This is a genomic window from Pedobacter sp. GQ55 (genome assembly GCF_059758925.1).
The window spans coordinates 895,714-910,154 of the sequence record NZ_JCAXEI010000001.1 but is presented as its reverse complement, the minus strand read 5'-3'; the positions used below and the strand labels follow the sequence as shown (position 1 = coordinate 910,154).

At 36.8% G+C, this 14,441-nt stretch carries 6 protein-coding genes; all 6 read right to left on the bottom strand.

The window, feature by feature from the left end; genetic code table 11:
- Nucleotides 1-8 precede the first annotated feature (8 nt).
- Entirely contained in the window at nucleotides 9-2,381 is a 2,373-nt protein-coding gene (locus AC6CH7_RS03745) for an ABC transporter permease (RefSeq protein WP_498261407.1), read from the bottom strand.
- A gap of 148 nt (nucleotides 2,382-2,529) precedes the next feature.
- Entirely contained in the window at nucleotides 2,530-4,893 is a 2,364-nt protein-coding gene (locus tag AC6CH7_RS03740; protein ID WP_498261406.1) for an ABC transporter permease, read from the bottom strand.
- Between the two features lie 25 nt (nucleotides 4,894-4,918).
- Nucleotides 4,919-7,279, bottom strand: a complete 2,361-nt coding sequence (locus AC6CH7_RS03735; RefSeq protein ID WP_498261405.1) for an ABC transporter permease — start codon at nucleotides 7,277-7,279, stop codon at nucleotides 4,919-4,921.
- A gap of 16 nt (nucleotides 7,280-7,295) precedes the next feature.
- Nucleotides 7,296-9,659: an ABC transporter permease gene (locus AC6CH7_RS03730; protein WP_498261404.1), complete on the bottom strand. Its 2,364-nt coding sequence runs from the start codon at nucleotides 9,657-9,659 to the stop codon at nucleotides 7,296-7,298.
- A gap of 17 nt (nucleotides 9,660-9,676) precedes the next feature.
- Complete coding sequence (locus tag AC6CH7_RS03725; protein WP_498261403.1) at nucleotides 9,677-12,046, bottom strand: ABC transporter permease; 2,370 nt, start codon at nucleotides 12,044-12,046, stop codon at nucleotides 9,677-9,679.
- Between the two features lie 17 nt (nucleotides 12,047-12,063).
- Nucleotides 12,064-14,436, bottom strand: a complete 2,373-nt coding sequence (locus AC6CH7_RS03720; RefSeq protein ID WP_498261402.1) for an ABC transporter permease — start codon at nucleotides 14,434-14,436, stop codon at nucleotides 12,064-12,066.
- Nucleotides 14,437-14,441 lie beyond the last annotated feature (5 nt).

Genomic DNA, 14,441 nt, shown 5'->3' with positions numbered 1-14,441 from the left:
TAATCTGGTTATTCGTATTTAAGCGCATTAATTGGATTTGATTTAGCTGTTCGGTAAGCCTTATAGCTTACAGTAAGCAAGGATATTGTGATTGTACCAAGGGCAGCCAGCGCAATTATCCACCATGAAATTGTAGTATGGAACTCGAAATTATCCAACCATTTAGTCATCGCATAGTATGCAATAGGCGCCGCTAACACAGTTGCGATAAGAATCATTTTCACAAACGATAGTGATAAAAGCTGCATTAAGCTTGCTACCGAAGCACCCAGAACTTTTCTTATTCCAAACTCTTTGGTACGCTGCTCGGCACTGTAAGATAATAAACCGAACAAGCCTAAACAAGATATAAAAATAGCTAAACCTCCAAACAGATTAGATAACAAACCCAAGGTTTTCTCCTTACTTAGCTTTTCGGCATATATAGAATTCATAAACTTAATTTCTACAGGATAAGCCGGGTTTATTTCTTTAGTGATGCTTGTAATCGTTTCTATGTTTTGTTGCAGATTATTACCCTCATTTAGGCGCATTGTAATTGCTCCTGTGCCACCTTTGTTAAAATAAACGATCATAGGATTATTTGATTGATATGGGGAGTCCCATACATAATCATCAAAAACGCCAATGATGGTGCTGTTGCTATCAAACATTTTAACAATTTCGCCAACCGGCTTTTTTAATCCCATTACTTTAACGGCAGAGGCACTGACAAGAACTGCAGAAGAATCAGAAGCATATTTCTTATTAAAATCGCGGCCACTGATCAGTTTAATTCCATTGGTACTGATATAATCGTAAGTAGTTCCAACTCTGTTAAACAACACTTTATTTTCAGGATTTGGCATCCCCCGCCATTCTATACCGGTAAAATTAGACCCATGATGTGATAAGTTAACAGATGACTGATACATGTTTGTAACGGCCCCAGATTTTAACAATCTTGTTTTAAGCAACTCAAATTTCTCTTTCAGCTGCCCATCCTGCGGCATTTCAACCAGTGCATTTACATCAAATCCTACTGGCTTATTTTTTATAAACTGAATCTGCTTATAAATAACCAGCGTAGAAATGATCAATATGATTGTAAAACAAAACTGCCCAATTACCAATACCTTTCTTAAACTAAAAGAAAAGAAGCCCTTACCTTCTACATTTCTTTTGAGTGATTGGGTAGGGTTAAATGAAGATAAATAAAACGCGGGGTAACTGCCCGCGATTAGCCCGGTAAGCAATATAACAGATAAAAGTCCTAACCAGATATAAGAGCTAAAATAAGGGATGCTCATTTTAATATTCAGCAGGTTATTGAATATTGGCATAAGCGCTTCTATTAATGCAATGGCAATGATTACACCAATTAATGTAAGCACCATTGATTCGGCCAGGAATTGAATAATTAAGGATCTCCTGTTTGCCCCTATCGTTTTCTTTATACCAACTTCTTTTGCTCTTTTTTCCGACTTTGCTGTTGCCATATTCATGAAGTTGATACAGGCAATTAAGAGTATACCTATAGCCAAAGCTGTAAAAAGCCAGATCTGTTCAATGTCCCCACCTATACTTTTACCTTCTTCAAATTTTCCATAGAGGTGCATTTTACTTAATGGGAAAAGAAAATTAGGCTGAGAAACCTCTTTGTTGTTTCTTTTAATGACCTCATAAATTTTCTTATTAACCAGATCAAGATTTGCATCTGGCCTCAGGGTAACCAATGTGACGAAGCTGAAATTACTCCAGTTTAAATCTCTGGCGCCCTCATCTACTATTTCATACAGGGACCAGGGCATTAAATAATCGAATCTATTTGAGCTGTTTTCCGGAAGATCTTTTATAACAGCTGTAACAGTCAAGTTCTCTTTCTCCTGATACTTAACAGTTTTGTTTAATACGTCAGTTGATCCAAATAAAGTTTTAGCAGTACTTTCGGTAAGTATTACTGACCTGGGATCTTTTAGAGCTGTTTTAGGATCGCCATGAATGAACTTATAATCGTACATTTTTAAAATGTCCGGTTCAGCAAATTTGGACTTCCTTTTAAATCCGTTAATTCCATTTGCAATTAAACCGGTATTACCATAGTCCATCCTGCTTATGTATTTCACTTCAGGAATTTCCCTTTTAATTAGTGGGGCAAAAGCTGTTGTTGACCCATTAAAGGTTACGAAGACCTTCTCTTTGTCGTCAAGAACGTTAGTCATCACTACATGTACATTTTTCGAATCTTTTGACTGTTTATCAAAGTTCAGTTCATACATTACATATAGCAACAGCATTAAACATGCTGCAAGGCCAATGGCTAAGCCAACAACATTTATTATGGAAGAAACCTTGTTCTTCCAGATGCTTCGCAGTATGATTTTAAAATTCAGTTTGAACATTTTGCCATGATTTCTTTTCAGGTTGCTAATCGTATGCCAAATTAAAAACAACCACACACAAACCTCATAATCAGGTATTTAATATCTAAAAATAAGCATTACATGTTCATTATCGAACAGACCCCGTACAATAATGAACAATATTCAATTATTCATATTTCAAGGCATCGACAGGATTAGATTTGGCCACTTTAACAGATTGTATGCTCACGGTTAAAATGGCAATCAGAAATGATAGTCCAACGGCAATAGCAAATGGCAATACAGATATCGCTACTCTAAAACTATAAGCAGACAACCAGTGGTTGATAATGATATAGGCAAGCGGAAAAGCTATGAGGTTTGCTGTAACGACCAGCTTGATAAAATCTTTATTTAATAGCGTAAGAATATTTGCTGTACTTGCACCTAAAACTTTACGAATACTGATTTCTTTTTTACGCTGTTCTGCCATAAACAAGGCAAGGCCCAATAAACCCAGGCAGGAAATAAATACCGCAAAGCCACCAAACCAGTTAGACAGCGTTCCTAATAGTTTCTCGTTTTGAAGTTTTAATTCGAAATCATCATTAACAAATCTGTGGTCTACCGGAAAATCAGGATTAAATTTCTTAATGATATCATCTATTGTATTAACTGACGAACTCAGGTTCTGATCAGGATTTAGCCTTGCTATGATGTAATTATAATTGCTTGTTGGGTTATACATCACCAGGGGGTTAACTTTCTGATAGGGAGATTCCATTACAAAATCTTTCATTACTCCAACAATTGTTACCGGAGTATCATCCCATTTTATTATTGCTCCAACCGGTTGTTTTAAACCCATTATTTTTACTGCCGTTTCATTAACCAGAACATTTACAGTATCTACAAACCGAGATGAAAATTCTCTGCCGGCAATAATTTTGGCACCAGTTGTTTCAGTAAAATCATAACCCGTCCCTCTGTAATTAAATAAGATCAGGTCTTTAGGATTTTTGCCTGGCCAACTAAAATCAAAGGTGGCATCGCCAAACTGATTTAAGCTATGACTAAAATAGGTAACCGAGGTAACAGCACCTGATTTTAAAAGTTGATCCTTTACAAGATCCAACTTCACTTTTCCTTTTAAATTGCCCTGAACCGGTATTTCTATAAGGCCATTTCTATTGTAACCTATTGGCTTGTTCTTAATGAAATTTAACTGCTGATAGATTACACCAGTACAAACAATTAAGCATGCGGCAAATACAAACTGAAACACAACAAGCACCCTTCTTACGGAAAGTGATGAGCCGCCAACTGCAGTAAAACCCTTTAATACTTTTACAGGTTCAAATGAAGAAAGATAGAAGGCCGGGTAACTTCCGGCAATAAAACCAGTAATAATGGTTAAACCTATCAGCGTACTCCAGAACTTCCAGTCTTGATAATTAATAACCAGTTGAATATTGAGAAGGTTATTAAAATACGGCAAGCTTATCTCTATCAAAGTAAAAGCAACCAGCATCCCTATAAGGGAAAGCACCATGGATTCCAGAAGGAACTGCCCAATAAGTGATTTTCTTGAAGATCCAATAGCTTTACGTACGCCAACTTCTCTTGATCTTTTCTCAGACCTTGCGGTAGAAAGATTCATAAAATTAACACAGGCTATCAGAAGAATGCAAAAAGCCAGAACAATAAAGATTCTGATCTGATCTATTTTACCACCGGTTGATTTTCCGTTTTCAAATTTATCGTACAAATGCCATTTAGATAACGGATGTACCAATCCCTCATTTTCGGAATTTTCCCAGTTCCTTTTGTAAATACCTTTTATCTGATCGCTAACATTATCAAGATATTTATTGTCCTTCAATTGCATTAAGGTTAGAAAGGAATTGCTTCCCCAGGTGGCGTTTTTCACCCAGGCATTCAATTTTTCATTCAATGACCAAGGCATCAGATAATCAAACTGAATTGTGGAATTTTTCGGAACATCTTCAATTACAGCCTCAACCTTTAATGGTTCGCTATTTTGGAATTTTACGATCTTATTAACTGGATCTTCATCACCAAATAAGTTTCTAGCCATTGTTTGGGTCAGTATAACTGAATTTGTTTCTTGCAACACCTTCAAAGGATTGCCCTTGATAAACTTATAATCCAATATTTTAAGAAATGAAGGGTCTGCATAAACAGCCGACTTTTTGAAGTTTTTTTGTTTATAGCTGATTAATTCATTAGCAGGATATGAAGAACGCGATGCATAAGCTACCCCTTGAATTTTCTCTCTGATTTCTGCAGCCATTGGTCCTGGTGTATAACCATAAGTAACGATATCGGTACTGCTTACCGAATTAAGATATACTAAGTATGTTTTCTCATAGTTCTTAAACTGCTTGTCGTAACTCCATTCATAGGCCACATACAGCAACAGCACCATACAGCTTGCTAATCCAATTGCTAACCCGCCCACATTAATTAATGTATACCCCTTGTTTTTCCAAAGGCTACGTAGTGCTATTTTTAAGTTTAACCGAAACATAAGCTTAACATTTAAAAGTTATCTGTTATTCGTATTTCAAAGCATCAATAGGATTTGCTTTTGCCACTTTTACCGATTGTACACTTACAGTGAGGATAGCTATAATAAGTGATAGCGCCGCTGCTATTGCAAAAGGCAGAGCTGAAATACTAACTCGAAATTCATAAGCGGATAGCCATTTGTTAACGATGATATAAGAAAGTGGAAAAGCAATAAGATTAGCAATACTTACCAGTTTAACAAAGTCTTTATTTAGCAATGTTAAAATATTTGCAGTACTAGCACCTAAAACTTTACGAATACTGATTTCTTTTTTACGTTGTTCAGCAATGAATAACGCTAAACCTAATAAGCCCAGACAAGAAATAAATATTGCAAAACCGCCAAACCAATTAGAAAGGGCGCCAAGGAGTTTTTCATTTTGAAACTTATATTCATAAGTATCTGCTACAAACCTCCTATCTATAGGGAAATCAGGATTTAAAGCTTTAACAATTTCATCAATCTTATCAACGGAGGTACTTAAATTTTGGGCAGGATTTAACCTGATGATAACGTTACTAAACTCTTCAGCTCTGTTATAAATAATCATCGGCTTCGATGTTTGATAAGGCGATTCAGTCACTACATTTTTCATTACACCTATAATCGTAACTTTGGATCCATTAAAATCGATCTTTGTACCAATAGATTGTTTTAATCCCATTACTTTTATTGCTGCCTCATTAACGAATACATTAAGTGAATCGGCTTTTCTTAAGAATTCCCTCCCACTAATCATCTGCGCCCCGAGTGTCTTAGTAAAATCATAGCCAGCGCTACGGTAATTAAACAGCACCTTATCATTTACATTTTTACCAGGCCATTCAACACTAAACGTATTATTTCCCTCATCACCTAATGGGGTGCTGAAATAAGTTACACTTGTAGCCGCCCCTGATTTTACAAGCTGATCTTTAAGAACATCCAGTTTCTCACTGTTAACGAAATTGCCCTGTGCTGGCATTTCTATTAACCCACCATTATCATAACCAATTGACTTGTTCTTAATATAGTTTAACTGCTGGTAAATAACTGCAGTGCAGATAATTAAACAGGTTGCAAAGCTGAACTGAAAAACAACTAATATTTTACGAATAGAAAGTGAAGAGTTGCCAACATTGCTGACCCCTTTTAATACTTTAACCGGCTCAAAAGAGGACAAATAAAAGGCTGGGTAACTTCCAGCAATAAAACCTGTTGCTAAAGTTAAACTGAGTAAAGCCACCCAAAACTTCCAGTCGTGATAATTTATAGCCAAACTCATATTTAACAATCCGTTAAAGTAAGGCAAACTGACCTCTATTAAAATAAAGGCGATAACCATACCCATTATTGCAAGCAACATTGATTCTGTCATGAACTGGCCAATGAGCGATTTTCGGGAGGAACCTATCGCTTTGCGTACACCAACTTCTTTCCCCCTTTTCTCCGATCTGGCAGTAGAAAGGTTCATGAAATTTACACAAGCGATTAAAAGAATACAGAAAGCAAGGATAAAAAAGATTTTGATTTGGTCTATTTTGCCTCCTATTGACTTCCCATTCTCAAATTCACCATATAAATGCCATTTTGATAAAGGATGAAGCAGAGCTTCACCATTGGCGTCTTTTGAATTCCTGGAATAAATCCCCTTCATAAGCCCATTCGCTTTTTCGAAAAAACTGTTGTCTTGTAATTGCACGAGTGTTAAACAGAAATTGCCGCCCCAACCTGCATCTTTTACCCATGGGTTTTGATTGGCATATAGTGCCCATGGCATTAAAAAATCGAATCTGATACTATTGTTTGCTGGGATATCCTCAATAACGGCTTCTACTTTTAGTATGTCTTTGTTGTTAAATTTTACCGTTTTATTCACTGGGTCTTCATCGCCAAACAGATTTTTCGCCATGGTTTCTGTAAGGATCACTGAATTAACCTCTCTTAGCACCTTATCAGGATTCCCCTTTATAAATTTATAATCCAATATTTTGAGAAAAGAAGGCTCAGTATAAACTGCACTTTTTTTGAACCTCTTTTCTCCGTTACTAATTAACTGATCATTAGGATATGTAGAATGCGAGGCATACGCTACGCCAGGTATTTTTTCTTTAATTTCATTGGCCATAAGACCTGGCGTCCATGCCCAGCTAAATACCTGCGTATTGGCTTTGGAATTATTATATACCACATAGGTTTTATCATAGTTCTTAAACTGCTTATCGTAGCTCCACTCGTAAGCAACATACATCAGCAATACCATACAGCTTGCTAAACCAATAGCCAGGCCACCTACATTAATCAATGTATAAGCCTTGTTTTTCCAAAGGTTTCTTAATGCGATTTTGAGATTGAGTTTAAACATTTTGGTTAAGTTTAGGTTATTCGTATTTCAAGGCATCAATTGGGTTTGCTTTTGCCACCTTTACTGACTGCACACTCACAGTGAGAATCGCTATAATAAGTGATAGAATTGCTGCTATTACAAATGGAACAACAGAAATAGACACTTTAAATTCATACCCAGACAACCACTTATTGATTATGATATAAGCCAGTGGAAATGCAATTACATTGGCAATAGCTACCAACTTTACAAAATCCTTATTAAGGAGTGTTAGTATATTAAAATTGCTGGCACCTAAAACTTTACGGATGCTAATTTCTTTTTTACGCTGTTCAGCCATATAAAGTGCCAATCCTAATAAGCCAAGACAAGAAATAAACACTGCAAAACCTCCAAACCAGTTTGATAAGGTACCCAGCAATTTTTCATTGGCAAACTTACCTTCAAAAGAATCATCTACAAATGTTCTGTCTACCGGATATTCGGGATTAAGTTTCTTTACGAGATTATCTATAGTAGCTACCGACGCACTAACATTTTGGTTAGGATTTAAACGCGCAACAATAAATCTGGCTTGATTTTCATTCTTAGCAATCAGAACCGGTTTAGCCTTTTGGTATGGAGATTCCATTACATAATCCTTAAGCACTCCAATAATAGTTGCATCAGTACCGCCCCATTTTATCTTGCTGCCAACAGGCTTGGCCATTCCCATAATCTTTACAAGGGTCTCATTAACCAAAACATTCAGGGAATCAGCAAACTGAGGGCTAAAATCTCGCCCATCAACCAGTTCCATAGCAGTTGTTTTAACCAGATCATAGCTTGTAAACCTAAAATTTATCAGGATCTTATCATTTAAATTTTTGCCTGGCCAACTTACGTCATACCCATTGTTACCACCACCGGTTAATCTTTGCGAAAAATCAGTTACTGATGTTACAGCGCCGGATTTCAATAATTGGTCTTTAAGTATTTCTCTTTTAGCCGGAGTTTTCAAATTCCCTTGTATAGGAATTTCTATCAGGTTATTTTTATTGTATCCAATTGGCTTATTTTTAATGTAATTCAATTGCTGATAGATAACGATAGTGCAAACAATTAAACAGGCTGCAAATACAAACTGAAAAACCACCAGTCCTTTGCGGACAGACAGTGAAGAACTTCCTGATAAAGTAAATCCCTTAAGTACTTTAATTGGGGCAAAAGACGAGAGGTAAAATGCGGGGTAACTGCCCGACAACAAACCTGTTAAAACTGTTAAACTGAATAGCGTACCCCAGAATTGCCAATTGCTATAATCAATTGACAATTGAATTCCTATTATGCTGTTAAAATAAGGCAAACTAATCTCTATCAATACAAAGGCAATAAGCATGCTCATTAAGGCCATAAGCATTGATTCCATCATAAACTGCCCTACCAGGGCCTTCCTGCTCGAACCTATAGCTTTACGTACCCCGACCTCTTTGGCTCTTTTCTCAGAACGGGCCGTAGATAGGTTCATGAAGTTTACACAGGCAATAAGGAGGATACAAAAGGCAAGTAAAAAGAAGATTTTCAATTGGTCAATTTTGCCTCCAACAGGCAAACCATTTTCAAATTTGCTATACAAATGCCACTTAGATAATGGGTATAAAAAAAGCTCACCATTGCTGGTTTTATCGTGAGATTTGATCATCCGATGAAACTGTTTATTGGCATTTTCGAAGAAAGAGTTGTCTTTAAACTGAACAAATGTTAAGCAGAAATTACTACCCCAGGATGCGCCTTTTGTCCATTGATTTAGTTTCTCATACAATACCCATGGCATCAGGAATTCATATTGAATACTGCTATTTTTTGGCACATCAGCAATAACTCCCTCTACTTTTAACTCTTCGCTATTGTCAAGCTTCAATGTCTTATTCAAAGGATCTTCATCTCCAAAAAGATTTTTCGCGAGTGTTTCTGTAAGCACTATGGAATTGGGGTTTTTCAAAAATGCTGTAGGGTTTCCTTTGAGCACCTTCAGATCGAATATCTTAGTGAAGTCTGCATCTACAAAGACACTTCCTTTTTTAAAGCTGTTTTGTTTATAAGTGATTAACCTGTCAGTTGGATAATCTAACCTTGCTATTCTCTCTATTCCTGGAACAGTTTGTTTTGCCTCATCAGCTAGAACTCCAGGAGTAGCCGGAAAGCTAAAAGTTTCTGTAGGTGTTTTCTGATTGTTATAAACAATATAGGTTTTATCGAAGTCTGTGAATTGCTTATCATAACCCCATTCATAGGCAACATAAAGTAGCAGAATCATGCAACTGGCCAGTCCTATACCTAAGCCACCAATATTTATAAGCGTAAAGCCCTTGTTTTTCCAAAGGTTTCGTAATGCAATTTTTAAATTCAGTTTAAACATTTTAGATTAGGTTTAGGTTACTCGTATTTTAATGCATCGATAGGATTGGCTTTGGCTACTTTTACCGATTGCACACTAACAGTAAGAATGGCTATAATTACTGATAATCCGAATGCTATTGCAAAGGGCAAAATTGAAATTTCGATCCTGAACTCATAAGCGGAAAGCCACTTCTTGATAATAATATAGGCCAAAGGAAAAGCAATCAGATTGGCTATGGCTACCAGCTTGATGAAATCCTTGTTTAATAAAGTGAGGATATTGTAGGTACTTGCTCCCAGTACTTTTCTAATGCTCACCTCTTTTTTCCTTTGCTCTGCCATATACAGGGCTAGCCCCAACAAGCCCAGGCAGGAAATAAATACTGCAAAGCCTCCAAACCAGTTGGACAAGGTACCCAGCAATTTTTCATTCTGAAACTTGGTTTCAAAAGCATCGTCCACAAAAGTTCTTTCTACAGGGTAATCGGGATTGAGTTCTTTTACAATCTCATCAATTTTAGCCATCGAAGAACTAATATTTTGCGCAGGATTTAATCTTACCAAAATCACACTTACCTCATCTAACTTATCTGAAAAAAAGAGCATTGGTGCCACCTCACTATAAGCAGACTCTACTACAAAATCTTTCATTACACCTATAATAGTAACCCGTGTATCACCCCATTCTAGGACTGTTCCCAGAGGATTTTTAAGTCCCATTGCCTTTACAGCCGCCTGGTTGACAATCACATTACTTGAATCTGTATATTGAGGAGAAAACTCGCGGCCAGCCACCATTTCCGTTCCTATAGTTCTCACAAAATCATAACCTGTACCCCGAGTATTAAACAGAAGGCCATCATTTGGATTTTTACCTGGCCAATCTATTCCAGTGGTATTATTTCCTCCGCTACTGATGTCAAGACTAAAATTGGTCACATTTGTTACCGCTCCTGAGTTAAGTAACTGTTCTTTCAGCAGGGTAATTTTTTTAAGATCCTTTAAATTCCCATGAGCAGTGAGCTGTACGAGGTTACCTTTATTATATCCTATGGGTTTGCTTTTAATAAAATTCAGTTGCTGATAAATAACAGAGGTGCATACAATGAGGCATGCAGCAAATACAAACTGAAAAACTACCAATATTTTACGCACAGGGAGCGACGAACCCCCGCTTTTGAGACTAAATCCCTTCAATACCTTTACAGGTTCAAATGAAGAGAGATAAAAAGCTGGATAACTGCCTGCCACTAAGCCGGTAAATAGAGTCAACACCAAAAGCGTCGTCCAAAACTTCCAGTTTTGATATTCAATAGCCAGGTTGATACCCAATAGGGCATTAAAATAAGGCAAACTAACCTCCATAAGGATGAAGGCGATAATCATCCCTATCAAGGAAAGCAATACTGACTCCAAAATAAATTGTCCGACTAATGATTTCCTCGATGATCCGATCGCTTTGCGCACTCCTACTTCTCTGGCTCTTTTTTCTGATCGAGCCGTAGAAAGATTCATAAAGTTAATGCAGGCGATCAAAAGGATGCAACCAGCTAATAACGCATAGATTTTTATTTGATCAATACGCCCACCGACAGATTTTCCATTTTCAAAATTATCATATAAATGCCATTTAGAGACAGGATGGAGAAAAATTTCTGATCCTGAATCTGTATTATTACGCTTTACAATGTCTTTTGTCTGGCTATTTGCCTGTCCAAAATATTTATTGTCCTTTAGCTGGACTATATTTAAACAAAAAGAATTACCCCAGCCAGAATTTTTAACCCATGGATTCGTTTTTTCGTAAAGGCTCCAAGACATCAGGCAATCGAACTGGATGCTACTGTTTTTAGGCACATCCTCTATTACACCTTCTACCCTCAGAGGTTCTTTATTATCCAGTTTCAGTTCTTTGTTTATTGGGTCTTCATCTCCAAAAAGTGTTTTGGCTAATGACTCTGTCAATACCACAGCATTAATATTTCGTAATGCAGTATTCGGATCTCCTTTTAAAAACTTGTAATCGAGTATTTTCAGAAATGAAGGATCTGCGTGTACCACTTGCTTTTTATAACCATTCCTTTTATAGGTAATCAGCTTATTGTACGGATACGTTGAATGCGATGCATATTTCACTCCAGGTATTTTCTCTCTAACCTCGGCAGCCATTACTCCAGGGGTCCAGGCATTGGTATATATCCGATCAGAGACATAATCATTCTTATAAATTATATACGTCTTTTCATAATCGGTAAACTGTTTATCATACCCCCATTCGTAAGCTACATATAGCAGCAGGATCATACAGCTTGTCAGGCCAATGGCTAGTCCACCTACATTAATGAATGTAAAACCCCTGTTTTTCCAAAGATTCCTTAATGCAATTTTTAAATTCAGTTTAAACATTTTAGCGCAGGTTTAGGTTATTCGTATTTTAATGCATCAACAGGATTAGCTTTTGCAGCTTTATAAGCCTGAAAACTTACGGTTAAAAAGGCGATTACACTTGTACCAAATATTGCGGCCACTATAATCCACCAGGAAATTGCGGTGCGGAATTCAAAATGCCCCAGCCATTTATTCATTAGATAATAAGCGGCCGGTACACCAATTATAATTGCGACCAAAATCATTTTCATAAATGATACAGAAAGCAGCTGCATGATACTGGCTACCGATGCACCCAGAACTTTACGTACACCAAATTCTTTAGTACGTTGCTCTGCACTATATGCTGCCAGACCAAATAACCCTAAGCAGGATATAAATATAGCCAGCCCGCCAAATAGGTTTGATAAAATACCAAGAACTCTCTCCCCCTGTAGCTTTTTGGCATACAGATCATTAACAAACTTCAAATCAACCGGGTAAGCAGGATTTATTTGTTTGGTTACCTGGTTTATGAGTTCGACATTTCTGGTTAAACTATTGTCTGGGTTAAGACGCATGGTAATCTGACCACCCCATCCTCTATTAAAAGCGACTACCATTGGTCGGTCAGTATAATATGGAGAGCCCCAAATGAAATCATTAAAAACTCCTACCACAGTGAAATCATTTCCATGGTATTTTACAGGTGTACCAATTGGGTTTTTAAGTCCCATCAATTTCACGGCGGTACTGCTCAACATGAGTGCTGCAGTATCTGAAGCAAACGACTTAGAGAAATCACGTCCCGATATCATTTGTATTCCATTTGTTTTGGTAAAGTCGTAGGTAGTGGCAATCTGATTAAAAATTACATCTTTATCTGCCTTGCTCATTCCAGGCCATTCGAAATTCCAAAAACTAGAGCCACTATTCGATAAACTTAAGGACGATTGGTATAAAGCGGTAACCGCACCGGATTTTAATAGCTCTGTCTTAAAAAGATCAAACTTCTTTCCCAGTTCGCCATCCTGAGGCATCTCAACCAAAAGATTTAGGTCATAACCTACCGGTTTGTCTTTAATAAACTGAACCTGCTTATAAATAACCAGGGTAGCAATAATGAGGATAATTGCAAAACTAAACTGACCAATAACCAGTACCTGTCTTAAACTAACAGGAATAGCTTTTGTTCTTGCAATTTTTCTTTTTAGGGTTTGTATAGGATTAAAGGAAGAAAGATATAAAGCAGGGTAACTTCCAGACAGTAATCCTGTTAACAGGATTATAGTTGTAATACCAACCCAATAACCGGTACTATAATAATCGATACTAAGTTTTATATTAAGCAGGTTATTAAATGTTGGGAGTAAGATTTCGACCAATACAATGGCCAGCAAGACGCTTATAACCGTTAATAAAATGGATTCTGTGAGGAATTGAGAAATTAAGGAAGCCCTACTTGCTCCTATTGTTTTTTTAATGCCAACCTCTTTTGCCCTTCTTTCGGATTTGGCCGTTGCCATATTCATAAAGTTAATACAGGCAATAAACAGGATGCCTAGTGCTAGGGCAACAAATAAGTAAATACGTTCAATATCACCACCCACACTTTTCCCATTCAAAAATTTCCCAAACAAATGTCTATCTGATAGCTTAAATATAAAAGCCTCATCTGTTGCATCTTCATTGTTTCTTTTTATGATTCCTTTCAGCTTAGCATTTATCGAAGAAATGTTTGCTTTTTCATTTACACGAACTACGGTTTGCCAGTTGTAATTTCCCCACTGAGGCCGTTTTACCCAATCTAAAAGTGTTTCAAATAAAGACCATGGCATCAGAAAATCAAATGTATTTGAGTAATTGGCAGGCAAGTCTTTAATAATACCTGTAACCTTTAAATCTATCTCGTTGTTATAACGAACTGATTTGTTAAGCGCATCACCATCTTTAAACAGCAACTTTGCCATCCGTTCAGTTAAAACCACAGACTTAGCTGTGTTTAAAGCGGTGGAAGGATTGCCTGCAATAAATTCATAGTTAAAGATTTTCAGATTATCGGGATCAGCATATTTAGCCTCTTTTTTAAAGCTATTTTCTTCATTGGCTATTAATTGTTGTCCGGCATTACAGATGCGACTTACAGCGTCAACATCCGGAATTTCAAGTTTTATAGCCGGTCCAATTGCATTGCTTGTGGCGTCCCCAGTTTCCTGAATGTTACCTTTTGCATCTACAAAATTGGTCATCACCTGATAAACATTTTCCGAGCCCTTAAATTGCTTATCAAAACTCCATTCATAGGATACATATAGCAGCAGTAAAAGGCATGATGCAAGTCCTATTGCTAAACCAATAACATTAATTATTGATGAAGTTTTGTGCTTCCACAGGTTTCTTAAAGCTATTTTTAAATTGAGTTTGAACATTTTGT